This window comes from Pullulanibacillus camelliae (assembly GCF_014642655.1).
GTDB classification, from domain to species: domain Bacteria; phylum Bacillota; class Bacilli; order Bacillales; family Sporolactobacillaceae; genus Pullulanibacillus; species Pullulanibacillus camelliae.
In genome coordinates this window covers 1-24,662 of the sequence record NZ_BMIR01000012.1, presented here as the reverse complement: position 1 = coordinate 24,662, position 24,662 = coordinate 1, and the positions used below count along the sequence as shown (strand labels likewise).

Sequence of the window (24,662 nt, the reverse complement as noted above, 5' to 3'; positions counted from 1 at the left end):
TAAGGCTTTGCTATAGTGTTCATGAGGTGATCATATTATGTTTATTGAACCTAAGCAGCAGTCTATCCAGGATACTTATAAATTATTAATTGGCGCCGTTGTGCCCAGACCGATCGCTTTTATTACCACACAAAATGAAAGTGGGCTCGTCAATGCGGCACCTTTTAGCTTTTTTAACGTCTTGTGTAGTGATCCAGCATTAATCGGTGTTTCTATCGCTCGAAAGGATAATGGTGACAGAAAAGATACTGCTGCCAATATTGTGACGAGCAAAGCTTTTGTTGTCCATATTGTTGATGAGACGAATATACAATTAGTCAATCAAACAGCCATCGATTTTCCAAAAGACTATAGTGAAGTAAAGGAATTTGGGTTGACTTTAAAAGAAAGTCACACTATCGCCGTCCCAGGGGTGAAAGAAGCTAAGATTCGCTTAGAATGCACGCTTCATCAGCTCATTCCTTTAGGAAAGGGACCTACGAATGAACTTTTTATCGGTGAGGTTATAGGGATTGATATCGATGATGCACTTTATGATCATGGCAAAATTCCGGAGCAGGTCCTGCAGCCTATTGGCCGTTTAGCCGGTACAAGTTATACGAAGCTGGGTGAGACGTTTTCGATACCTCGTCCAATATTTAATGCAGATAAACGTTAGGGTGATGTTGGGGCTGGGACAGAAGGCTTCAGCTCATAGAGAATCCGAACGCATTCACAACTTTGAAGGGATGCGTTCGGATTTTGAATGAGTCATGAAGCACTCCGGCACAACACTTCACTTGCCACAGGCACCGCCTCAGGCGCGCAGCTAGCTTCGGGTTTCAACGCACCACCGGGGTCCACGAAAAGTGCTTTTTACTCTTTGGGGTGGTAGTGATGTGCTCGCTTCGGTGTTATCACATGGATGTGATGTTTCAGCCGATCGTCCTTAGTGACCTCAGTGAACTTGGAAATAGACGATTTATTTTTCCAACTGGTTCTTCGGACACGTACTGTCCCCGTAGGAGTCTCCATATTTTGACTACGCTTCCTGTTTCCCTGGTTACTTATCGTTCAGTATGAGGGGGGATTCTTTTCGTTTGGTTTCACCCTCTTTTTTCTATACATTTTTATAGCATAGGTAGAGGAAAACCTGCTTATCCTAGAGAATAGTAGTATTCAGAGGGGGATAATGATGGGACTAACACCTCATGAGCGGATTGAGCTTCATGAATTTAATAATCTTACCAAAACCTTGAGCTTCAACATGTATGATATTTGTTACACGAAAACGCAAGAGGAGCGCAAGGCTTATATAGAATACATTGATGAACAGTACAATGCGGATCGTTTAGCAACCATTTTAAAAACAGTGTCAGATATCATTGGTGCGCATGTTTTAAATGTTGCCAAGCAAGATTATGTTCCACAGGGAGCCAGTGTGACGTATTTAATTTCGGAGGGCCCCGTTGTCGAAGTTCCTGCAGAGCATTTTGATGAGACTCCAGGTCCATTGCCTGATTCAGTTGTCATTCAGCTCGATAAAAGTCACATTACCGTTCATACTTATCCAGAGTATCACCCACATGAAGGCATCAGTACGTTTCGAGCAGATATCGATGTTTCTACCTGTGGTGAGATTTCACCACTTAAAGCCTTAAACTTTTTGATTCATTCCTTTGACACAGATATTATGACTATTGATTATCGGGTTCGTGGGTTTACGCGCGATGTTCAGGGCAATAAGTTGTTTATAGATCATGACATTAGCTCGATTCAAAACTTTATTCCGGAAGATGTCCAAGACATGTATGATATGTTTGATGTGAATGTCAGTCATAGTAATATTTTTCATACAAAATGTAAGCTTAAGGATTTTGATCTCAACAATTACTTATTTGGCTATAAGAAGGAAACCTTATCGGAGGATGAGCAGGTATTAATCACTCAGAAGCTTCAAATGGAGATGGATGAAATCTATTATGGGCATGCCATGCATCAAGGCTAATTCTATTCAGGTGTCGATCCCAAAAGGTCGGCGTTTTTCATGAGCCATTCTTTACAGGGATTCGAGCGGTTTAAAGCAGTGGGTTGGCGAGCTCTGTTGCATTATGTTGGTTTTGCTTGCTAGGCTTGTTAAGTAAAGGCTCTTATCCTCTAGAAATACAAAGGAGGAAGAGTTGTTTAATTTGCTTCTAAGCTTTATACTGTAATAATGTATAACTATGCACTGAGCTAACGATTTATTTTAAGAGTAGTAGTTGATCGTGATAGGGTCAGAAATCCTGCGAGGTAGGCTTTCTTTCTGGAAAGGAGTATGAAGGAATGGACGAGAAACATAGACAAATACACAATCAGGCGGTTGAGCCGACGGACTTAAAATCCGCTGAAAATTTAGAGCGTATTAAAAAGAAGAGTTCTGCTGACTTTGCCAAATACTTCGAACAGACGTATATGCCTCCTAATCTTAAGGAAGCAAGGAGACGTCGAAAAAATACAACGCACTATGTCAACGATTTTGATATTCCAGAAGATATGGCGACGATTGGAGAGGGACGGAAATTTTTAATCCGTACGTATGGGTGTCAAATGAATGAACATGACACTGAGGTTATGGCAGGTATTTTTGAAGAGCTTGGTTATGAAGCGACAGATACAGAAGCTGATGCCGATGTCATTCTTCTTAACACCTGTGCAATTCGTGAGAATGCAGAAAATAAGGTATTTGGCGAAATCGGCCACCTAAAGCCTTTAAAACAAGAAAAACCAGATCTGATCATCGGTGTGTGTGGCTGTATGGCACAAGAAGAAGCGGTTGTTAATCGCATTCTACAAAAGCATCAGCATGTTGATCTTATTTTTGGTACCCATAATATCCATCGGTTGCCACAGTTGCTCAAAGAAGCGATGTTCAGCAAAGAAATGGTCATGGAAGTTTGGTCCAAGGAAGGCGACGTTATTGAAAATCTTCCTAAGGCTAGAAAAGGCAACATTCGTGCATGGGTGAATATCATGTATGGCTGTGACAAATTTTGCACCTATTGTATCGTTCCTTATACACGTGGGAAAGAACGCAGCCGTCAGCCAATGGAAGTGATTCATGAAGTACGTGATTTGGCAAGAAAGGGCTATAAAGAGATTACTTTACTAGGTCAGAATGTCAATGCTTACGGAAAAGATCTTAAAGATAACGCGTATCGTTTAAGCCATTTGATGGATGAGATCCGCAAAATTAACATTCCACGCGTTCGCTTTACGACAAGTCATCCCTGGGATTTTACGGATGATTTAATTGAGGTGCTTGCTAAGGGCGGCAATTTAGTAGAGCATATTCATTTGCCTGTCCAATCAGGGAACAATGCCATCCTTAAAATCATGGGAAGAAATTATACGAGAGAATCCTATCTCGAATTATTTTATAAGCTTAAAAAAGCGATACCACATGCTTCATTTACAACGGATATTATTGTTGGCTACCCGAATGAAACCGAAGAACAATTCCAAGAAACTCTTTCTCTAGTAGAAGAATGTCAATTTGATGGGGCATATACCTTTATTTATTCACCACGTCCTGGCACTCCGGCTGCCCGCATGGAAGATAATGTAACAATGGAAGTTAAAAAGGAACGCTTGCAGCGCTTAAATGCCATTGTTAATAAGCATATGGCGGCAAGCAATCAGAAGCTTCTTGGGGAGACGGTTGAGGTACTCGTCGAGGGCGTGAGTAAGAAAAATGGCGACATTCTATCTGGACACACAAGGACAAACAAAGTTGTCAATTTTGAAGGTCCAAAATCATTGATTGGAGAGCTTGTTGAAGTAAAGATCACTGATGCCAAAACCTGGTCATTAAATGGTGAGTGGATTCAAGAAGTGGAGGCGGCTGTTCAATGAGTAAATATACCAAGGAACAAATCATGGAAAAAACCAATGAATTAGCCAAGATGTTAGCTGAGACAGACGAAGTGGATTTTTTTAAAAGAGCAGAGGCTTCGATTAATCAGAACGAAAAAGTGCAACAACTGATTAAGCAAATCAAGCTTTTGCAAAAAGAATCGGTTAATCTTCAGCATTATCAGAAACATGAAGCCTATCAAGAAAACGAGAGAAAGATCGATGAATTAATGAAACAATTGGATGAGATTCCGATTGTTCAAGAATTCAAACAGTCGCAGGTGGATGTTAACGATCTTCTGCAATACATTTCAATTACGATTTCTAATCGCGTGACCGATGAAATTATTACGTCCACGGGTGGAGATCTTTTAAAAGGTGAAACGGGTTCTGCTCTAGAAGCCAACGCTAAACAAAACTGTTGATGGATATCCATCAACAGTTTTTTGTTTAGGAATTTAATAACCATAAAAATATTATGTAAACTTATATGATTATCAACTTTTCTCTATTGCAAATTCCTTCAATATCCGAAATATATCTATTGAATCTCTTCGCACTTTTCTATAGCATAGAAATGGACATGTACATATCTCTATTGCCGTTTAGTGGAGAATGATCGTTTTAGGTTGTCAGTGAACATGGCTTTCGGACAACCATTTAAGCGCATTGTTGTAGGTTGAAATTTTAAAAATGACAGGAGGATGACAGATGCGTTCTATTGTAGATGAAAAAAAGGTCGTTGAACTCATTACACAGCTTGTTTCCATTCCTAGTCCATCTGGGAATGCGGCTCAAGCGATTGATTTTACAGAACAGTACTTTCAGAATTTAGGCATCAAAACCATGAAGACAAACAAGGGTGGTCTACTGGCGACTATTGAAGGAAAGGATCATTCAAAACATCGTTTTCTAACGGCTCATGTCGATACACTAGGGGCTATGGTTAAGGAAATTAAAGCTGATGGTCGTGTGAAACTAACGAAAATTGGTGGCTTTCCTTGGAACATGGCCGAAGGGGAATATTGTGAGATCGAAACGGCTGAGGGGAAACGCGTGACTGGTACAGTTCTTATTCATCAAACATCCACCCATGTGTACAAGGATGCTGGGAAGGCGGAGCGTTCTGATGATAACATGGAAGTGCGTATTGATGAAAAAACGACATCACGTGAGGAAACAGAAGCTCTCGGCATTCAAGTTGGTGATTTTGTTTCTTTTGACCCCCGTGTTCAGGTCACAGAGAGTGGCTTTATTAAATCAAGACATCTTGACGACAAAGCTAGCGTGGCGTTATTGCTTCATGTCGCAAGTATACTAAAAGAAAATGCTATATCCTTGCCATACACAACCCATTTTTTGATTTCAAATAATGAAGAAATCGGGTTTGGAGGCAATTCCAATATTTCTGAGGAAACAGTTGAATATCTGGCTGTGGATATGGGAGCGATCGGTGATGGACAGGCAACCGATGAGTACACTGTATCAATCTGTGCTAAGGATTCCAGTGGCCCTTATCACTATGGTTTAAGAAAGCATCTTGTAGAGCTGGCGAAAGCTCATGATATTGGCTATAAGATTGATATCTATCCTTATTATGGATCGGATGCATCGGCAGCCATTCGCGCTGGCTATGATATTGTTCACGGTTTGATTGGTCCGGGCATTGATGCATCGCATGCTTTCGAAAGAACACATGTTGATTCATTGCGCCATACAGGAGACTTGATTTATTACTATCTACAATCTCCACTGGTGGTTACATTATAAGAGCATGTAAAGAGCGGTTTTCAAAGTGACGACTTTGTGGATCGCTTTTTTTAAAAGATCAGAGGGGATAAAATTTCTAGTCATGAAGCCAGTGCACGTTTCCGCTCCAGAGCGCTCGCTTTCCATGGGAGCGTGGTAAGCCTCCTTGAGCTGCGCGCTGCGGGGTCTTACCGATCTCCCACTTCCCACAGGACTCTAGTATCGCATTATGAGTCAGCGGCGATTCGGGAACACACGATTTTAGAGTGTTCCGAATCCCTCACGCCTTGTGCCCCCGTCCATTTGATCTTGCCATGAAGCCTCTTCCATATCTGCTGATGCTCTATGCCAGGACAAGGACCGGGCCTGCTTTACCTGTTTTTTCTTAGAAAATAAGACAGTTTAAAACGGGGGCTATAAAGTGACACTACACACATTTTTCCGTTGCCCCTAGTTTTGTCTACTTTTAAAGCCTTGTCGTTCGGCATTCATATGACTTTTTTTGTTCCAGCCTCCTATAAAAAGGAGCAGACATTGCCGATTGAGTTGTAAATGCATGCTGAGAGAGCCCATCTCAACAATTTCTGCACACTAGTTATTTGCCCTGCATAACATGACAGAGAAGAAAGCAAAGGAGGTAATGGACTCGTGGCTGACGCAGGGTTAAATTACAGAGAAATTATTACGAGAGCCATATGTGGTAAAGGAAAAAAGTTTAGTCAAACAGCACATTCTGTTTCTCCAACTCATAAACCTTCGAGTATCCTCGGCTGCTGGGTCATCAATCATAAATTTCGGACCCATTATAACAAGGATATTGTCGTCGTCGAGGGAACTTATGACATTAACATCTGGTACTCCTATAGCAATAATACAAAAACAGAGGTTGTCAGTGAAACCGTAAGCTACCGTGATGAAATCCCATTAACCATTAAAGATAAAAATGTGATTTCCGATCGTCTGGATGTTTATGCTCATGAGCTTCAAGAACCCAATAGCCTAGAAGCCAATATTTCTCCAAATGGAAATAAAGTCGTTGTTCAAGTTGAACGCGAATTTCTAGTGGAGCTTGTTGGGGAAACAAAGGTTAAGGTATCCGTTGATGAAGATGGTGTGTTAGAAGAAGACTGGGATGAAGATCTCGACGAAGCTTTTGAAGATCTCGACTCCGAATTTTTGGTTGGTGAAGTCGAAGAATAGACTAGGGAGGGAAGCTCTTCCTAGTCTTTTTATTGTTTTGAAATGGCAAATTCATTGCTGGGCTAGTGGTTTTTGACCCCCTAAAATAGCAGTGTGATCTGCCTGTGAGAATGAACAGATGAGAGTATCGTCCCCTCGGATTACCTTAGGTTATATGATATAATGTGGGGAGAAAATGCTATTAAGCGAATTGTGTTTAATGAATCATAATGTTTGAAATATAGAGGATGAAGATAATGGCAATAACCCCAATGATGCAACAGTACATTTCTATTAAAGAGCACTATCAAGATGCGTTCCTCTTTTTTAGATTGGGTGACTTTTATGAAATGTTTTATGAGGATGCAAAATTAGCCGCTCGGGAGCTAGAAATCACATTGACCTCACGAGGAGGTGGAGTCGATGGTGAGCGGATTCCGATGTGCGGGGTTCCTTATCATTCTGCAGATCAATACATTGCTCGCCTAATAGAAAAAGGCTATAAGATCGCCATTTGTGAGCAGGTTGAAGACCCCAAAGAGGCCAAGGGAGTTGTTAAAAGGGAAGTTGTCCAGTTAATCACTCCTGGAACGGTGATGACTGAAGGCTCTTTGCGTCCAAAAGAGAACAATTATCTGGCGGCTATGACAGCGAGTGATGATGGGACATACAGTCTAGCTGTGGTGGACATGACAACGGGAGAATCCAAAGCAACCCGCGGGTTAAGTGAACGCTTAGTGTCGCAGGAGCTTAATAGCTTTCAATGCCGGGAAGTTGTGGTTGCTAGTAACATAGGACAAGCCGTTTTAGATCACCTGCAGCAGCACGCTTTTACTTTGTCTTATGAAGAGTCAGAGGCTATGCCGATGGCCTTTGAAAGTCTCTTGCCCAAAGACAGTCATCAGGATATTGCTAGGGTTTATGGCAGGCTTTTAACCTATTTATTACACACTCAAAAAAGAACGCTTGACCACTTACAACCGGTCGAAACCTATGAAGTGATGCAGTATATGCGCCTAAATGAGCAGACTAGACGCAATCTCGAATTAGTGTCGACCATGCGCGGCGCGCATAAAAAAGGTTCCTTGTTATGGCTCTTAGATCAAACCAAAACGGCTATGGGAGGGAGACGCCTAAAGCAATGGATCGAAAAACCCTTGCTGAATGAAGCAGAAATCAGCGAGCGACTTGCTATGGTTGAAGCCTTCATCGCCCATTTTTTTGAAAAAGAAAGTCTGCGTGAGCTGTTAAATGATATTTATGATTTGGAGCGCCTCGTTGGTCGAATTTCCTATGGGAATGTGAACGCTCGAGAACTCCTCCAGCTCAAGCAATCCCTTGGTCAAATCCCAGCAATCAAAAAGGTCTTGCAGGCGATCGATAGTGCTTCGTTACAGAGGTTGGCAGGAGAAATTGATCCTTGTGAGGATATTGATACGCTAATAGAGCAGGCGATCAGTGAGGACCCTCCCATTTCGATTACGGAGGGCGGGATGATCAAGGAAGGCTATGATGAGAAGCTCGACGAGTACCGCTATATTAGTAAAAATGGAAAGGCATGGCTTGCTCAGCTGGAGCAGCAGGAACGGGATGCAACAGGCATTAAATCATTAAAAATCGGATATAACAAAGTGTTCGGCTATTACATTGAGGTGACGAAAGCTAATCTAAAATATTTGCCTGAGGGGCGCTATGAACGCAAGCAAACCTTGACGAATGCTGAGCGCTACATCACGCCAGAGCTCAAAGAAAAAGAAAAATTGATTATGGAAGCTCAGGAGAAAATGGTGGATTTGGAATACCAGCTCTTCCAAAACATTCGCAAAGAAATCAAAGCACACAGTGAACGATTACAGAAATTAGCCCGTTATATCAGTACTGTGGATGTTCTGCAAAGTCTGGCAACAGTGAGCAGCGAAAATAATTATGTCAAGCCAGTCTTTAACCATGAACGGCGTATTCGCCTTACCAATAGTCGTCATCCTGTTGTTGAAAAGGTTCTTGATAGCGGTCAATTTGTGGCTAATGATTTATACATGGATGATACTTGTGATGTACTATTGATCACAGGTCCGAATATGGGAGGAAAAAGCACGGCGATGCGTCAGGTGGCTCTTGCAGCAATCATGGCACAAATCGGCTGTTTCGTTCCAGCAGATGAGGCCGTTCTACCTATTTTTGATCAAATTTTTACGCGAATTGGTGCCGCGGACGATCTCGTCTCAGGTCAAAGCACCTTCATGGTTGAAATGGCTGAAGCGAAAGAAGCGGTGACAGAAGCGACAGAGCAAAGCTTAATCCTGCTTGATGAGATTGGTCGTGGGACATCAACCTATGATGGAATCGCCATCGCCCGCTCTATTGTTGAGTTCATTCATACCCATGTAAAAGCGAAAACACTGTTCTCAACGCATTATCATGAACTCACTGATCTTGAGCAGGCGCTTGCTCGTTTGCGAAATGTTCATGTCGGTGCCAAGGAAGAGGAAGGTCGCGTCGTCTTTCTACATAAGGTCATGAAAGGGGCTGCTGATAAAAGCTATGGCATTCATGTGGCAGAGCTTGCGGAGCTCCCTGAAGAAGTCATTCGTCGTGCTAGTGAAATTCTCGTTGAATTAGAAGCAGGCTCAAGCCGGCAGCAAAGTGTCACACAAGTGGCAACAGCTATTGAAAAAGAGGAACAGCCAGAAGAGGAACAGGTCCCTGTACATGGACCCGAATCGACAGTTGAAACGGAACAATTAGCTCTGTTTGCTGAGCTTTCATCCACAGATGAAGGGAAATTAAGCAAAAAAGAGAAGACTGTTCTAAAACAATTAAAATCGATTGAACTCTTAGCAATGACACCTATGGACGCAATGAATCAACTGTTTGAATTACAAAAGCAATTGCGTTCCAATTAACTGAAGGATGCTAAGCATAAAAAGCAGCAAATAAGGAGTGTGAATGATGGGACGAATTCATCGAATGAGCGAGCCCTTAGCCAATAAAATTGCTGCGGGTGAAGTTGTAGAAAGGCCAGCTTCAATCGTTAAGGAGCTGGTCGAAAATGCCATTGATGCTGCTGCAAAACAAATTCGCATCGAAGTTGAAGAAGGTGGATTACAAAAGATCAAAGTGACTGATGATGGTCATGGTTTTGAACCCGATGATTGTGAGTTGGCTTTTGAACGTCATGCTACAAGCAAAATTAAAGATGAGCCTGATCTGTTTCATATTCGTACCTTAGGCTTTCGCGGCGAAGCATTACCGAGTATTGCCTCGGTTTCTCATATTGAAATGCGAACAGCGACTGAGCATGGAGAAGGCAGGCGTCTCGTCCTTCATGGTGGACAGATTATAGAGTCAGGAAGTGCTCATGGTCGGCGGGGGACGGAAATGGTTGTCACCAATCTCTTTTATAATACACCTGCACGGCTTAAGCATTTAAAGACTATTCATACTGAGTTAGCCAATATAACCGACACGTTAAATAAAATTGCGCTTGCCCATCCTGAAGTCCGCCTTGAACTTTTTCACAATGAAAAGATGCTGTTACACACAAGCGGCAGTGGCGATGTCGCTCAGGTGTTGGCTTCGATTTACGGTGTTCAAACCGCTCGGGCTTCTTTGCCTTTGGACGCTAGTTCTTTGGACTATGAGGTGAAGGGGCGCTTGGTTAAACCGGAAATCACCCGAGCAGGTCGGCAATATGTCTATCTTTTGATCAATGGGCGTTACATTCGTAATTATGCGATTTTCAATGCGGTGCTAAAAGGCTATCATACGTTACTGCCGATTGGTCGCTATCCGATTGCAGTCATCCAGATTACAATGGACCCTACTTTAATTGATGTCAATGTCCATCCAGCTAAGTTAGAGGCAAGACTGAGTAAAGAAAAAGAGCTGTGTGAGCTTATAGAGCAAGCGGTAAAACAGACCTTTCACCGGGAGCAATTAATCCCAGCTGTTCAAAAGAAAGCGCGTGAAGAAAAGCCTTATTCCGAACAGCAAGCCCTTGATCTTTCACCTTATACATCCGCGCATCGTCAAGAGGTCGCGGCTCATCAAGTTGAACGGTCAGCAACATACGCCCCTATAGTTAAAGAAGAGAAAAGGTCTTCCGCTGCCGTGGATGTGTTAGAACAACACGTTGAGCCTGACACTTCTCCTGTCCTTTATGAGGAGGAACCTGTGGAAACGGAGCGCTCGATGGCGGCAGAGGTTCAGAGCGACGAAGTATTGGCAGAGGCTCTGGAGCCTGCTGAGGTAGAACCTGAACAGCCACAGCGGCGTATGCCTGCCTTATATCCCATCGGGCAAATGCATGGAACGTATATCATGGCTCAAAATGAAACAGGCCTATTTATCATCGATCAGCATGCGGCACAAGAGCGGATCAAATATGAATTTTATCGTGAAAAGGTTGGAGAAACAGCGCAAGAAGTCCAAGAATTATTAATGCCAATGACCTTCGAGTTCACTGCCTCAGAAGCTGCCATTATTGACAACTTTCAAGAGGAATTAGCGCGTATCGGTCTTCAGTTTGAGCCGTTTGGCGAGCACTCTTATATTGTACGAGCGCATCCACAGTGGTTACCTTCAGGAAAGGAACAGGAAACCATCGAAGATATTGTGCAGCAAATCCTAGAGGATGGGAAGGTTTCTGTAAAAAAACTGCGTGAGGATTTGGCCATTATGATGTCCTGTAAAAAATCGATCAAAGCCAACCGCCATTTGCGTATGGATGAAATCGAAGCGCTGTTAGACCAGTTGGCGAAGGCTGAGGACCCTTTTACCTGTCCGCATGGCAGGCCTGTTATTATTCAATTTACTACTTATGAGATGGAAAAGATGTTTAAAAGGGTGATGTGATTTTTCACATAATCTTCACTCGACATGGGATTTGTGGTGAAAATAAGGACATCTCAGCGGAGAATCTGAAAAAAGGTTCTCCTTTTTTTAAAACCACATAGAATGCATTCATGAAGAAAGGATGTGCTTACCCGTCCATCAACTTAATTAAGAATGGAGAACGAAGGAGGGATTTGTGGTGGAAATGGAATGGGTGATCCGCTTAGTTTTATCAGGGATACTTGGCGCTTGTATCGGTTTCGAGCGTGAAAAACGATTAAAAGAAGCCGGATTGCGGACTCACTTTTTAGTGGCGGTGGGCAGTGCAGTGATTATGATCATTTCTAAATACGGCTTTACCGATGTCTTAGGTCAGAATATTACACTAGACCCTAGTCGGATCGCGGCTCAAGTGGTTAGCGGCATCGGGTTCCTTGGAGCCGGCACCATTCTTGTACAAAGACAGTCCGTTCGTGGGCTCACAACAGCTGCTGGGTTATGGGCCACCTCGGGGATCGGTCTTGCCATTGGAGCTGGAATGTATACAGTGGGGATCGTCTGTACCGCCCTCGTTCTTCTTGGTTTTGAATTGTTGAACCGTGTCTTCAAACCTGTCTTGCCTAATAAATCTTATCAGTTGGCGATCTATGCAACAACGAATACGCTGACATCGGCCATTATTGACAGACTGTCTGGGATGAACCTTGTGGTGTCTGAGTATGCTGTTAGAATAAGAGAGACAACGAGTGATTCTCCATATGTTATCCAAGTCAAAATGAATAATAGCGAACAGGAGATTGATCACAATCAGATCACAAAATCCTTGCAGGATCTCTCCGGTGTTAAAGGCATCAAATTTTCGGCAAAATAATCATGTCTAAAGGACCTTGACCTTCAGGCATTTTCTGATTATAGTAAAAGCTTAATCATTGGCATTTTGACATGCAGGTCAATAGTGTAGTTTTATCAGTGTTTTGATGTAGAAAGGAATTGAAAGCGATGAATCGAGCTGTTTATTTCATCTTATCAGCGGTCATTATTATTGCGCTCTCGATAGCCCCACAGTTGGCTCATGCCGACGCAGCGCCGGGGGATACCATTGTCACTCTGGGTGCGGATCTCACAGCGCAGCAAAAACAACAAATTTTACAAGAAATGAATGTGGATCAAAATCATGCCCAGATCATCGAGGTCACGAATGCTGAAGAGCATAAATATCTTGACAACTATCTGCCCAAGGCACAAATAGGAACACGGGCAATCAGCTCATCCAAAATTACGATTGGAGAAAAGAATACAGGGTTGTCTGTCAGCACCAATCATATTACCTATGTCTCCAATGATATGTATATCAATGCCTTAGCGACAGCGGGTGTGAAGGATGCACAGGTCTATGTCACGGCTCCTTTTGATGTATCAGGGACTGCGGGTTTAACGGGATTGATTAAAGCCTACGAACTTTCGACAGGAGATGTGATTCCTGAACAGCAAAAGCAGGTCGCCAATGAGGAAATGGTCACCACGGCGAAGCTAGCCAATGATAATGGTATTGGTAAGGATAAAGCGGCACAGCTGATGACATTGATCAAAGAAAAAATGGCTAAGGAAAATCCAAAAACAGATGCTGACATCGAGAAGATCATTCGCGAGGCGGCAGATCAACTTGGCATTCATTTAACCGATGCCCAGGTGCAAAAGCTTGTTGACTTATTCAAAAAAATGCAAGACCTTCATATTAATTGGAACCAAGTTGGCGATCAATTGCAGAAGGTAAAAGGTAAGCTGAATCAAGTTTTAAATTCAGATGAAGCCAAGGGATTTTTTGCCAAGCTCGTGGATTTTATTCGTTCACTCTTTCATTCCATAGCCGCGCTCTTTCAGTAATGAACGAAGAGATTCAGAATAAAACTTGTATTTTTGGAAAATATTATCTAAACTATTGGCAGGGACCTGAAAAGAATGTGGTGGTAAAGTGAAACATGATCTTATCGTCATTGTTGGTCCGACCGCCGTTGGAAAGACCAAATTAAGCATAGAGTTAGCGAAAGCCTTTAATGGTGAAATCATTAATGGTGATGCCTTTCAAGTCTATAGGGGCATGGATATAGGTACTGCAAAAATCACACCTGAGGAAATGGAGGGCATCCCTCATCATTTATTAGATATTGTCGATCCAGGTGATACATATACCGTATCTGATTTTCAAAGGGATGCGCGCAGGCAAATTCAAGCTATTCATCAGCGCGGGAAATTGCCCATTCTCGTCGGTGGGACAGGACTTTACATTAATGCGGTGCTTTATAAAAATTATACTTTTCAAGATGAACCGCACAATCCCGCTTTTCGCAAAGAGCTTGAGCGATTTGCTGCAGAGCATGGGAGTAAGGCACTTTACCAACGCTTACTAGAGACAGATAGGCATGCTGCAAAAAGCATTCATCCGAATAATGTCAAACGTGTCATTCGGGCGATTGAAAAAGCTCGGAATCCGAGCCTTGAACCAGAAGCTGAGAAGGTAAAAGAACCGTTATACCGCCATCTTGTCATTGGCCTATCCATGAATCGCGATGAGCTCTATGCGCGTATTAATCATCGCGTTGAGCTCATGATGGCTCAGGGGTTGATGAAAGAGGTGGAAAGCTTAGCTGAACAGCAACTTCAGAATAGCCAAGCGGCTCAGGCTATCGGCTATAAAGAGCTGTTTCCCGTCTTTTCTGGGCACTATGATCAGGCAGAGGCAGTACGCTTAATCAAAAGAAATTCACGGCGCTTCGCGAAACGGCAAATGACGTGGTTTAAGCATCAAATGCAGGTCCATTGGTTTTCAATGGATCAAGTTGAACAAACCTTTACAAAAAAAGTGACAAAAATCATGGAATTTGTTGCAGGAAAAATGAATTAAAAGGCGAAATAAAAGATATAGAGAATTGAGGAGGTTCATCATGAAACAATCTGTTAATATTCAAGATAGCTTTTTGAACCAATTGCGGAAGGATGGGACGTTTGTCACCGTGTTTTTGTTGAATGGCTTCCAGCTTAAAGGGCTTGTCAAAGGTTTCGATAATTTTACCGTGCTTCTCGAAAGCGAAGGGAAGCAGCAGCTCATTTTTAAGCACGCCATTTCAACCTTTGCACCTTCACGCCCCGTACATTTCACGCAACAAAACGAAGAATAATGTCTATCAAATCCTCGGAGTCATCTCCGAGGGTTTTTGCTCGTATCGGGCATGCCAGTTAATAGGACTGAGAGGAATAAAATCTAAGACAGTCAATATAATTAATGCATCTTTATCATATAGTGATGGTATGGATGCAATTTCGCTGGCTGAACCTGAGCTGGTTGTCTTTATTTTCTAGGCATCTGTCACGCAATGCTTTTGCGCATCGTATACTGGACCAAAGAACAGTGAGGTGAGCTCAGTGTCCGATACGTTTACTTTTAAACAAAAAGGGCAAATCAATGTCGTTTTGAATCAGGCCAAACAAGGATATGATGAACCGATTTCCGGTCAAAAGGAAACACTCACGCGTCATTTTTCTTTGGAGAAAATTGAAGAAAAACTGAATCGTTTTGTTGGGATGGAAGAAGTCAAAAAAACAGTCAGGGAAATCTATGCGTGGCTTTACGTCAATCGGCTCCGCAGTCAGCATCATTTAAAAACGGAAAATCAAGCACTCCATATGCTGTTTAAAGGCAATCCAGGCACGGGCAAGACGACAGTCGCGCGTTTATTAGGTGAATTATTTTCTGATATGGAGGTTTTAGCCAAGGGACATTTAATCGAAGTAGAACGAGCCGATCTCGTTGGAGAATATATTGGTCAGACCGCCCAAAAAACGCGTGAGCTTGTTAAGAAAGCACAAGGTGGTATCTTGTTTGTTGATGAGGCCTATTCCTTGGCACGAGGTGGCGAAAAGGACTTTGGTAAAGAAGCTATCGACACCTTGGTCAAGCAAATGGAGGATAAGAAAGGTGAATTTGTCCTTATATTGGCGGGGTATTCCGATGAAATGGATCATTTTATGGAAATGAATCCCGGGCTTCCTTCGCGGTTTCCAATTCAGATTTCTTTTCCAAATTATAATGAACACGAACTCACACTCATCACGGATCAGATGATTGCAGAGCGCGAATATAAACTGACCTCTGAAGCGCGCAAAAAATTAGAACGCCATTTAAAGCTCAAGGTCAATCAACATGAAAAAACATTTAGTAATGGCCGCTATGTCCGGAATCTAGTGGAAAAAATGATCCGTCAGCAGGCGGTAAGACTGCTGCGTGAAGGCGTGCCTGATCGCTTGAGTTTGTTGACGATTCGCTCGACTGACATTACCATTGAGGAGAGCAAGGAAAAACCATACGATGTAAGAAATTATCACCAGGATGAATCGACAATGTCACAATGAGGCATGACTTAATTATAGACGATATCTCAATGTAGCACTATCATTCGATTCAATCGACACATTCATAAAGGTAGGAGACGGATAGAGAATGGAAGAGGTCATTCTTGCCGGACGCCGCGACCCTGCGCTTTCAGATGAGGCCTTTTCTTATTCAATGGAGGAATTAGAAAGCCTGACAAAAACCGCAGGTGGCAGTGTTAAGGCGACATTAACACAAGCAAGGCAGAGAGTAGATGCTGCGACCTTCATTGGCTCTGGTAAAGTGGAAGAACTGAAACAGCTTTGTCAGGAGCTTGACGTGGATACAGTGATTTTTAATGATGAACTATCACCGAGTCAGCAAACGAATCTTGCCACAGCTTTAGAAGTCAAAGTGCTTGATCGCACGCAGCTTATTCTTGATATCTTTGCAGGACGGGCGCGTTCTAGAGAGGGCCGCCTTCAAGTGGAATTGGCACAGTTGAATTATTTATTGCCGAGGCTTACGGGGCTTGGGCTTTCCCTTTCGCGTCTAGGTGGGGGGATCGGGACGCGTGGTCCTGGCGAAACGCAGCTGGAAACAGACCGCCGTCATATTCGGCGCCGTATCGGCGAGATCAAAAAACAGCTCGGTGTAGTCGTGAGACATCGCGCGCAATATCGCAGCCGTCGCAGGAAAAATCAAACCTTTAAAATCGCCTTAGTCGGTTATACGAATGCTGGTAAATCGACTTTATTTAATCAATTGACAGACGCTGACACGCTGCAAGAAAATAAATTGTTTGCCACGCTGGATCCTTTAACAAGACGGTTTCGCTGCCCTGATGGTTTAAATGCATTAATGACAGATACAGTTGGTTTTATTCAGGATCTCCCAACAGAGCTTGTGGCAGCCTTTCGCTCAACGCTGGAAGAAGTACAGGAGGCGGATTTACTCCTCCATGTTGTGGATGCGTCTCATCCTGATCACCCAAATCACATCAAGACTGTAGAAAAGCTTTTAAATGAACTTGGCGCAGAGCAAATCCCAACGATTGTGCTCTTCAATAAGAGGGATGCTATTGCGAATCCAAAGGCGTTCACCCTACCTAAGGATGGCTTGTTTATATCAGCTTTTGATGCAGTCGACTTAGCGCGCATCAAACAGTATATTCAAGATAAAATCATTGAACAATCCGCACCATATCGGGCAACAGTAGAAGCGGGCGATGGTGGTTTAATTGCACGCCTCCGCACGGAGACGATTGTGACAGAACATCACTGGGATGATGAGAAGGAAGCGCATCAGTATGATGGCTTTGTGTGGCGACAGTCCCCACTGTACCAACAATTAGCGCTCCAGCATGTAGAAGGGAAAGAGGAAGATCATGTTTGACACGTTTCATCATTCAGAACAATTAATGGCATTAGAGAAACAAGCAATGGAAAAATTATCAAGTCAGCTACAGGTGATTGATCAACGCGCTGAACAGAACCAGTGGCGAGTGCTGAACAGCTTTCGCCATCAGCAAATCAGTGATGCTCACCTCCAAGGTACCACAGGCTATGGCTATGATGATTTCGGAAGAGAAGCTTTAGAAGCGGTGTACGCAGAGGTGTTTGGAGCAGAGGCCGGCCTCGTCCGGCCTCAATTAATTTCCGGCACGCATGCCATTACCGTGGCTTTATTCGGTGTGCTGCGTCCTGGAGATGAGCTGCTATACATAACAGGCAAGCCTTATGACACCTTAGAGAGTGTCATCGGCTTGAGGGCAGGGGGGCATGGCTCTCTAAAAGATTTTAATATTGATTGCGGAATTGTAGCATTGGACAAGGGGACGATTAATGTGGAAGAAGTCTGTCGCCGCATCACCCCTAAAGTAAAAATGGTGGCCATTCAGCGGTCACGAGGGTATGGTGACCGTCCTTCTCTCTCTATCCGCTCGATTCAGAGCGCGATTACACGCATTAAAGCGCAGCACCCAGATATCATCGTTTTTGTGGATAATTGCTATGGTGAATTTGTTGAGACGCTGGAGCCTTGCCATGTGGGAGCTGATTTAATGGCGGGTTCACTTATTAAAAATCCCGGAGCAGGTCTAGCGAGAGTGGGCGGCTATATTGTTGGCAATCAAGACCTTGTCGCGCATTGTGCGGAACGCTTGACTGCGCCAGGACTGGGCAAGGAAGTTGGTCCCACGCTTGGGATGCTGCCGGAAATGTATCAAGGCCTATTCCTAGCGCCACATGTCACTGCTGAAGCTTTAAAAGGTGCGCTGTTCACTGCAGCCAGCATGGAAGCTGTCGGGATGATGGCGCAGCCTTTATGGCATGAAGAACGTACAGACCTTGTGCAATCGGTGACCTTTCATGATCCCGAACGCATGGTGGCTTTTTGTCAAGCCATCCAGCAATGCTCGCCGATTAATGCTCATGTTAAGCCGGTGCCAAGTCCGATGCCTGGCTACGATGATCCTGTTATCATGGCGGCGGGAACATTTGTCCAAGGGGCCAGTATTGAGCTTTCTGCTGATGGTCCATTAAGGGAGCCTTATACGGTTTTTGTTCAGGGGGGCTTAACCTTTGCTCATGTCAAGTATGCGATTTTATTTGCTATCGATACACTGATGGAAAAAGGGATGCTTCCAGTTGGACAGGCCCAGTAAATATGAAAAAATGCTAGTTCCTTTAGTATAAATGTGTCTCCAACACAGAAGTTGTCTGTGCTGGAGGCAATTTTATTTTCTAATATTTGAATGTATATAAATCCACATAACCAAATCCTTAGGCTCTTCTGAGAATACACTGTGACATATCTTATATCGATTTGTTATCAAAAGTTGCTTCCATCCTCAAGTTTGTTAAGCAATGAAATTTTAGCCGCCAACATTTTATCAAGGACTCTGCGGATCTCCTCTAATTCGATCTGTTTCTTTTCGATCTCATGTATTTTTTCACGAAAACGTTCAACGAGTTCAATTCCTTTTGAAACTGTAAGGTTATTCACAGCGTATTCTTGAAAGAGTTCCGTCAGTTCGCCTAGAGAAAAACCAACGCTCTGCAGCCTCTTGATCGAACTGGCCGGAAATCCCGGTTGACCTGGTTTTAGATACAGCTCCACCGAGTGGAGTATTACCTGCTCTTATCCAGATCGCCGCTGATGATCCCCGCCGTGTCCTAACCATTAGTGACTTCGACGCAGCTGCTGAATTTGGCGTGCGCACCACCTTCACTGAGTTCTCCATGGATCAGACCCAGAACTATGCTGTTCTTGGCGAGTTCGCTCAATACACTGCTGATGGCAAGTTCACTATCCCGGTTGCCCAGACTTTCACGCTTAATGAATGGCGCACAGCACTCGACATCAGTGAAAGTGGGCATGCCCATGGCAAGCTAATTCTCCTACCTGCTGGCAACTAATGTAGAGATAGCTTACTTTTCACATGCACTCTTTATGTAGGATAGTGCTGGTGTACAGCCTCTCCTTAGGATGACATGCTGAATAAAGGAGTAAAAATATAAGCATTAAACGCTATGCCTTTTGAAGGTGTAGAGTTTTTTGAAAAATCAGAAATCACCGTCCGCTTCGCATGCGCGTTGCACCCTCTACCATGAACCTTTTGATAAGAGTGTATGTCTTCGTTCGGTATTGACCAGACGATATAGGCTCTACTAGAAGAAATACGTTTGTTTTCATACAAAAGTATGAAATTTCTGGTCATCCCGACGGTGCACGTTTCCACTCCAGGCAGTTCGCTTTCTCCGATGCACAATCGGGATCCCCGAAAAATGTTCTTTACTTTTTGAGGTGGTATGAATGTGATAGCTTTGACATTGCCACTGGATGTGCCGGTTGTAGCCGATCATCTTTAATGGCCTCAACTCATGTTGTAATGGATGACTTGCGCTCTAATCCGCTCGATTTGGCAATAAGGCATCTTACGAATAGGATGCCTATGCTTAGGTAAGGATAGGACTCTTGCCCGGTTTTTCTTAAATTTTAAGGATGATTCTACAACTTTTTTACCTTCATTAATTTTCAAAAAATTTTTGTGTTAAAAAACTTAACATCTGTTGACAGGAAAAAGTCACTTTACTATAATTGAACTAGAAACTTGGAAGGAGGAATTTGTGTGGATGACCGTATTCGTCGAAATATGCCGCTATTTTCAATGAGCATTGTAGGGGAATTAACTGGACTATCAGCACGACAAATCCGTTATTATGAAGAACATCATCTTGTGACACCAGAACGCTCCAAAGGGAATCGGCGATTATTTTCTTTTAACGATGTTGAAAGATTATTAGAAATCAAAGCCTTGCTCGATAAAGGTGTGAACCTCGCTGGTATCCAACATGTTCTTGGAATGAAACAACAAGAAGAGTTGACGAGTGCTTCTGTGTCTGACACACAAAGTCCCGAAACGGAATATAGAAAGCCGGATCTCTCAGATGATGAGCTTAGAAAATTGTTGAAGCAAGGCTTGTTCGATGCGGGGAAACACGGGAAGACCTCTATTATCCAAGGGGAACTATCGCGATTTTTTCACTGATAGAATTTTTTTACGAGATTGGGAGGAGAAAAGATGGGTAACTACTCAAAAGACGACATTCTTCGCTTAGCAAAAGAACAAAATGTAAAATTTATTCGCTTGCAGTTCACTGATCTTCTCGGCATTATCAAAAACGTGGAAATCCCTGTTGATGAATTACCGAAAGCACTGGATAACGAAATCATGTTTGATGGTTCCTCGATCGAAGGCTTTGTCCGTATTGAAGAATCGGATATGTTGCTTTATCCAGATATAAATACATGGGTGGTTTTCCCTTGGACTTCTGAAAAAGGTAAAGTTGCGCGGATGATCTGTGATATTTACAACCCAGACCGCACGCCATTCGAGGGAGATCCTCGATACATTCTCAAGCGTCAGCTAGAAGAAATGCATAAGCTAGGCTTCACTGATTTTAACATCGGACCTGAGCCAGAATTCTTCTTATTTAAGCTTGATGAAAAAGGCGAGCCAACGCTTGAACTGAATGATAAGGGCGGCTATTTTGACTTAGCCCCAACCGATTTAGGCGAAAATTGTCGTCGCGACATCGTATTAGAGCTTGAAGACATGGGCTTTGAAGTAGAGGCTTCTCACCACGAGGTTGCGCCTGGTCAGCACGAGATTGACTTCAAATATGCTGATGCTGTTACAACCTGTGATAATATTCAAACCTTTAAGCTTGTTGTAAAAACCATCGCTCGTCAGCATGGTTTGCACGCAACCTTCATGCCAAAGCCACTTTTCGGTGTCAATGGTAACGGTATGCATGCCAATATGTCCTTGTTTAAAGACGGTGAAAATGCTTTCTTTAACCCAGACGTTGAAGGGACTCAGCTTAGCGAAACTGCCATGCAATTCATCGCTGGTATTCTTAAGAATGCACAAGCCTTTACCGCTCTCACTAACCCAACGGTCAATTCTTATAAGCGTCTTGTTCCAGGGTATGAAGCACCATGTTATGTTGCGTGGTCGATGAAAAACCGTAGCCCGCTCATTCGTATTCCTGCGAAACGTGGCTTAAGCACACGTGTTGAAGTGCGTAGCGTTGACCCCTCTGCTAACCCCTATCTTGCAATGGCTGGATTGCTTGCAGCTGGCTTAGATGGCGTTAAAAATCAATTGACCCCGCCACCTGCTGTCGATCGTAACATCTATGTCATGGATAAGGAAGAAAGAGAAGCCGCTGGCATTCCAGACCTACCAGCTAACTTAAAAGAAGCGCTTGACATCATGAAAGAAAACAAAGTCATGACCGACGCTCTTGGCAAGCACGCCCTTCAAAACTTCCTTGAAGCGAAAGAAATCGAATGGGATATGTTCCGCACACAAGTTCACCCTTGGGAAAGAGAACAGTATCTTAACAGTTATTAATAGCCAAAACCCTTGACACTCCTTGTGTTGAGGGTTTTTTATTATCGGTCGATTGCACTCTAAAAATAGTGAATTCATCTACTGCCCGAAATTTGCCCGATTTTATTTTCGGAAAAAATTATTCAAGGATCTCATACATGAATCAATTTCATAATTGCTTTTGATTAGAAAGTCATAGAAGCAGAATTTCAGTTTTTCGTTTTAAAAAAATGATGTGCTTTTCTTTAATTGCGGAAATACGTTTTAGGCTGCTTGTTGAATTAACAATTGATTGATACGATCACAAGCCAATTTTGAAGCATTATAAACCAGCGTCACAAGATTAAAATGAACTCTCGCACGTTTACCTGTCCGATAACGAACATTGTTAAGCTGAAAATATTCTTTGAGATAAGCATTGACTCGTTCAACAGCGGTTCGTTGCTTGAATAAGGTCTTCCAAGCTTTTGAACCACGGGCAGGTGCCGTATACCGCCTCAAGTCTGTGGTGATTTTCACTTTATAGACCTTTTGACAAAGATCGTCCTGCGCTAAAGGACACTCCACACATTCCTTTGGCCGCGTATATTTCAATGTTTCGTATTTAGCATCATAGCTGTCGTAACGATAGGAATGTTCTCTTACACAAGTTGGAACGAAATGCTTGTCAAATCCTATAGGCTCAGGCTCATTTCGCTTATTATAGGCAATGACGGATTGGAGCCCTATTTGATGATTTTGTGCATAGATAGGCTCAAAATCGTAACCTGCATCCATCATGGCATAGTTTAGAGACGGGAGTGGTAAACGCTCAGCTATCCCTTTTAATAAAGGAATGGCCGCTTTCCCATCATTCAAGTTCCCTGAAGAAAATAGGGATTGGAGAATGTATTGGGATTGGGTGCCGACAGCTAAATGAGCTTTATACCCGTACCAGAAGACATTTTTACCTTCACTATTTTTCTTGACACCCCATTGCGGGTTCTGTGGGAGAGTGGCCCGAAGTTCGTCGAGCGACACATCCAGTTGAGCTTCAATTTTCTTCTCGAAAATGGGCAGATTAGCTTCCTGTTCAGCTTGGTCAATGAGCCATTGTTCCCGTTCTGCTTTTGACTTCCTACCACGCTTCTTGGGCACGGTTGCCGGCTTTTCCTCTTTTGGATGCGCTTGATCTCGTGCTTCGAAGTGTGTGGCATCAAGGGCAACGGCATCATCCGTAATGAATCCTTCAGAAATCGCTTGGTTCACCACGGTTTCATTGGCTTCTTCTAGAACAATGGAAGCATCAAGCTTGGTGATAAGTCTTGAATAGGCGGCTTCTGACGGTACACGATCAGAAATAAGGAATCCGCAATTTAGTTTAAAAATAAAATCATCTTTTAAACGTTTGATCAGATCTTTAACGGTTGGGATACGTTCAACGATACGGATATGAAGTGAGTTGATCATCGCTGCATAATTGAGTTCAGTGGGTGCACCTAACCAAGACTTTTTATTAACCTTGTGAAGGATTGAGTCCGTATCAAATTCGGACAAAATAGCATCATAGCGTTGGGTAGGTTCTAAATCATATAAATCTTGCAGGTCAAACAGGCTTCCTTGTCGTATAATAGACATAGGGAGCGTTCCTCCAATCTGAAAAAGTTTTGGTCGTACTTAACTATTTCGAGATTTGGGGAGGTACCTCCTTTTTTACATTCTGAAAGCCTTGTCCTGTAAGGGATTAGATTCATGAAATTGACTCTTTTAACTGATTTTTTTCTGCTATGAACAAAGGTATTGTTGTTTTTCTTTTTTAATAATATTTATGTAGTAGTCCATTTTGAAAATTTCAAGAAATATCAAAGAATTTTTATAGCATTCTTTGATTAATGAAATGTCTGTATTTGTGAACTTTTCTAGGCACTGTCCTTTTTGAAAAAAAATTTGTCCTAATAAAAAAAGACTTTCTTTCTCTGTGGAAATTTTATAGGCATCTTCACAGGATTTAAGTGATAATTTAGTATCTCCTATTTTAAAAAGTGTTTTTGACTTATTATATAAAACTTTTATTTTTAATTTATAAAACTCTTCTTCAGGTATGTCCTCCATTGATATTATCTTATTATGAATTTCTATACTCGAAGTGTAATCCTCATTTTCAGCATGTAGATTAGCTATAGCGTTCATTATCTTCAAATCAATTAACTCATATTTTTCATGAATACTTGCTAAAGTAATGAGCTTTTTTAGTTCGTTTATACATTGAGAGTAATTAATTTTTTTTAAATAGTAGGATGACATAAAATAATGCCATAGTAGAAATTGGTGATATTCTGAGTGTAATTTATTATTTTTAAGTTCATTTTTTGAAAAAAAATATAATTCATCATATTGCTTTTTATTCGAAAGCATCTGGATGTATGCTTTTGTATTGTTTATGTAATTATGCTTTTCATGAAATAAAATTGATAAAAAAAAATCTATAGAGACTCTTAATTTTGCTGCCAAATAATATAATGTATCAATTCTTGGAAATATTTCACCTGATTCAATCTGACTAATGGCAGATTGTGTACATATTCCCTCAGCTAATTCTTTTTGATTTATTCCCTTCTCTTTTCGAAGATATTTTATTTCTTTTCCGAGTCTTTTTGAATCCATATCAAATTCAGCTGTTAGTGTCAAGTAAAGTTCGCAAAAACCATCAGTACTCCGTCAAGGCTTATGCCGCTTGAAGTCGTTGTTCTTGTACCTGGCGGATGATCTTCGGGTGTATGT

Annotated in this window: 21 protein-coding genes; 18 read left to right on the top strand and 3 right to left on the bottom strand. The window is 42.5% G+C overall.

From position 1 onward, the window contains the following. The first annotated feature begins 37 nt into the window (after nt 1-37). The 15 genes from IEW82_RS12615 (at nt 38) to IEW82_RS12545 (ending at nt 18,665) form a co-directional block, all read left to right on the top strand. The gene (locus IEW82_RS12615; protein WP_308422159.1) at nt 38-658 is read left to right on the top strand and encodes a flavin reductase family protein; all 621 of its coding nucleotides are present in this window, start codon (nt 38-40) and stop codon (nt 656-658) included. A 516-nt stretch (nt 659-1,174) separates the two neighbouring features. Next, the gene (gene speD, locus IEW82_RS12610) at nt 1,175-1,987 is read left to right on the top strand and encodes an adenosylmethionine decarboxylase (protein ID WP_188694887.1); all 813 of its coding nucleotides are present in this window, start codon (nt 1,175-1,177) and stop codon (nt 1,985-1,987) included. Between the two features lie 317 nt (nt 1,988-2,304). Beyond that, nucleotides 2,305-3,873: a tRNA (N6-isopentenyl adenosine(37)-C2)-methylthiotransferase MiaB gene (miaB, locus tag IEW82_RS12605; RefSeq protein WP_188694684.1), complete on the top strand. Its 1,569-nt coding sequence runs from the start codon at nt 2,305-2,307 to the stop codon at nt 3,871-3,873. Beyond that, nucleotides 3,870-4,298, top strand: a complete 429-nt coding sequence (locus tag IEW82_RS12600) for a YlbF/YmcA family competence regulator (RefSeq protein ID WP_188694680.1) — start codon at nt 3,870-3,872, stop codon at nt 4,296-4,298. The genes miaB and IEW82_RS12600 overlap by 4 nt, the downstream gene beginning before the upstream one ends. A gap of 286 nt (nt 4,299-4,584) precedes the next feature. Further along, a complete protein-coding gene (locus tag IEW82_RS12595) occupies nt 4,585-5,643 on the top strand; it encodes a M42 family metallopeptidase (RefSeq protein ID WP_188694676.1) in 1,059 nt (352 codons plus the stop codon). A gap of 627 nt (nt 5,644-6,270) precedes the next feature. After that, nucleotides 6,271-6,822, top strand: coding sequence for an outer spore coat protein CotE (gene cotE, locus IEW82_RS12590; protein WP_188694672.1), 552 nt, complete (start codon nt 6,271-6,273; stop codon nt 6,820-6,822). 236 nt (nt 6,823-7,058) lie between these two features. Continuing rightward, a complete protein-coding gene (gene mutS, locus IEW82_RS12585) occupies nt 7,059-9,704 on the top strand; it encodes a DNA mismatch repair protein MutS (protein WP_373285722.1) in 2,646 nt (881 codons plus the stop codon). A 46-nt stretch (nt 9,705-9,750) separates the two neighbouring features. Then, on the top strand, nt 9,751-11,655 hold the full coding sequence (gene mutL, locus IEW82_RS12580) for a DNA mismatch repair endonuclease MutL (protein ID WP_188694881.1): 1,905 nt from the start codon (nt 9,751-9,753) through the stop codon (nt 11,653-11,655). Between the two features lie 184 nt (nt 11,656-11,839). Further along, entirely contained in the window at nt 11,840-12,505 is a 666-nt protein-coding gene (locus IEW82_RS20315; RefSeq protein ID WP_188694879.1) for an MgtC/SapB family protein, read from the top strand. Nucleotides 12,506-12,633: 128 nt separating this feature from the next. After that, nucleotides 12,634-13,518 (top strand): DUF1002 domain-containing protein, encoded by an 885-nt coding sequence (locus IEW82_RS12570; protein ID WP_188694669.1) that lies wholly within the window; start codon nt 12,634-12,636, stop codon nt 13,516-13,518. A gap of 88 nt (nt 13,519-13,606) precedes the next feature. Beyond that, entirely contained in the window at nt 13,607-14,536 is a 930-nt protein-coding gene (miaA, locus tag IEW82_RS12565; RefSeq protein ID WP_188694666.1) for a tRNA (adenosine(37)-N6)-dimethylallyltransferase MiaA, read from the top strand. A gap of 40 nt (nt 14,537-14,576) precedes the next feature. Continuing rightward, the gene (gene hfq, locus IEW82_RS12560; protein ID WP_188694663.1) at nt 14,577-14,810 is read left to right on the top strand and encodes an RNA chaperone Hfq; all 234 of its coding nucleotides are present in this window, start codon (nt 14,577-14,579) and stop codon (nt 14,808-14,810) included. A 244-nt stretch (nt 14,811-15,054) separates the two neighbouring features. Then, entirely contained in the window at nt 15,055-16,041 is a 987-nt protein-coding gene (locus IEW82_RS12555; RefSeq protein WP_188694660.1) for an AAA family ATPase, read from the top strand. Nucleotides 16,042-16,129: 88 nt separating this feature from the next. Beyond that, on the top strand, nt 16,130-17,395 hold the full coding sequence (hflX, locus tag IEW82_RS12550; protein ID WP_188694657.1) for a GTPase HflX: 1,266 nt from the start codon (nt 16,130-16,132) through the stop codon (nt 17,393-17,395). After that, on the top strand, nt 17,388-18,665 hold the full coding sequence (locus IEW82_RS12545) for a methionine gamma-lyase family protein (protein ID WP_188694653.1): 1,278 nt from the start codon (nt 17,388-17,390) through the stop codon (nt 18,663-18,665). Before hflX ends, IEW82_RS12545 begins: the two co-directional genes overlap by 8 nt. Before the next feature lie 167 nt (nt 18,666-18,832). On the opposite strand, the gene IEW82_RS12540 is transcribed toward IEW82_RS12545, so the two are convergent. Then, on the bottom strand, nt 18,833-19,120 hold the full coding sequence (locus tag IEW82_RS12540) for a MerR family DNA-binding protein (RefSeq protein WP_188694650.1): 288 nt from the start codon (nt 19,118-19,120) through the stop codon (nt 18,833-18,835). On the opposite strand from IEW82_RS12540, the gene IEW82_RS12535 reads away from it, so the two are divergent. The 3 genes from IEW82_RS12535 to glnA all read left to right on the top strand — a co-directional run bounded on the left by IEW82_RS12535 (nt 19,087) and on the right by glnA (nt 21,923). After that, complete coding sequence (locus IEW82_RS12535) at nt 19,087-19,419, top strand: zinc-binding dehydrogenase (protein WP_188694875.1); 333 nt, start codon at nt 19,087-19,089, stop codon at nt 19,417-19,419. The two genes, IEW82_RS12540 and IEW82_RS12535, sit on opposite strands and share 34 nt — an antisense overlap. Nucleotides 19,420-20,132: 713 nt before the next feature. Continuing rightward, entirely contained in the window at nt 20,133-20,552 is a 420-nt protein-coding gene (locus IEW82_RS12530; protein ID WP_188694647.1) for a MerR family transcriptional regulator, read from the top strand. A 33-nt stretch (nt 20,553-20,585) separates the two neighbouring features. After that, complete coding sequence (gene glnA / locus IEW82_RS12525; protein WP_188694644.1) at nt 20,586-21,923, top strand: type I glutamate--ammonia ligase; 1,338 nt, start codon at nt 20,586-20,588, stop codon at nt 21,921-21,923. A 243-nt stretch (nt 21,924-22,166) separates the two neighbouring features. Here the strand turns inward: glnA and IEW82_RS12520 are convergent, their stop codons facing one another. Then, nucleotides 22,167-23,519, bottom strand: coding sequence for a transposase (locus IEW82_RS12520; protein ID WP_188694641.1), 1,353 nt, complete (start codon nt 23,517-23,519; stop codon nt 22,167-22,169). A 147-nt stretch (nt 23,520-23,666) separates the two neighbouring features. After that, entirely contained in the window at nt 23,667-24,545 is an 879-nt protein-coding gene (locus IEW82_RS12515; protein WP_188694638.1) for a helix-turn-helix domain-containing protein, read from the bottom strand. Nucleotides 24,546-24,662: the final 117 nt, after the last annotated feature.

Excerpts from the sequence above, each read along its gene's own strand:
- miaB (WP_188694684.1), top strand. The coding sequence starts at position 2,305 with ATGGACGAGAAACATAGACAAATACACAATCAGGCGGTTGAGCCGACG.
- IEW82_RS12570 (WP_188694669.1), top strand. The coding sequence starts at position 12,634 with ATGAATCGAGCTGTTTATTTCATCTTATCAGCGGTCATTATTATTGCG.
- IEW82_RS12515 (WP_188694638.1), bottom strand. The coding sequence starts at position 24,545 with ATGGATTCAAAAAGACTCGGAAAAGAAATAAAATATCTTCGAAAAGAG.
- hfq (WP_188694663.1), top strand. The coding sequence starts at position 14,577 with ATGAAACAATCTGTTAATATTCAAGATAGCTTTTTGAACCAATTGCGG.
- IEW82_RS12520 (WP_188694641.1), bottom strand. The coding sequence starts at position 23,519 with ATGTCTATTATACGACAAGGAAGCCTGTTTGACCTGCAAGATTTATAT.
- IEW82_RS12595 (WP_188694676.1), top strand. The coding sequence starts at position 4,585 with ATGCGTTCTATTGTAGATGAAAAAAAGGTCGTTGAACTCATTACACAG.
- IEW82_RS20315 (WP_188694879.1), top strand. The coding sequence starts at position 11,840 with ATGGAATGGGTGATCCGCTTAGTTTTATCAGGGATACTTGGCGCTTGT.
- IEW82_RS12600 (WP_188694680.1), top strand. The coding sequence starts at position 3,870 with ATGAGTAAATATACCAAGGAACAAATCATGGAAAAAACCAATGAATTA.
- IEW82_RS12545 (WP_188694653.1), top strand. The coding sequence starts at position 17,388 with ATGTTTGACACGTTTCATCATTCAGAACAATTAATGGCATTAGAGAAA.
- IEW82_RS12615 (WP_308422159.1), top strand. The coding sequence starts at position 38 with ATGTTTATTGAACCTAAGCAGCAGTCTATCCAGGATACTTATAAATTA.
- glnA (WP_188694644.1), top strand. The coding sequence starts at position 20,586 with ATGGGTAACTACTCAAAAGACGACATTCTTCGCTTAGCAAAAGAACAA.
- mutS (WP_373285722.1), top strand. The coding sequence starts at position 7,059 with ATGGCAATAACCCCAATGATGCAACAGTACATTTCTATTAAAGAGCAC.
- mutL (WP_188694881.1), top strand. The coding sequence starts at position 9,751 with ATGGGACGAATTCATCGAATGAGCGAGCCCTTAGCCAATAAAATTGCT.
- speD (WP_188694887.1), top strand. The coding sequence starts at position 1,175 with ATGGGACTAACACCTCATGAGCGGATTGAGCTTCATGAATTTAATAAT.
- hflX (WP_188694657.1), top strand. The coding sequence starts at position 16,130 with ATGGAAGAGGTCATTCTTGCCGGACGCCGCGACCCTGCGCTTTCAGAT.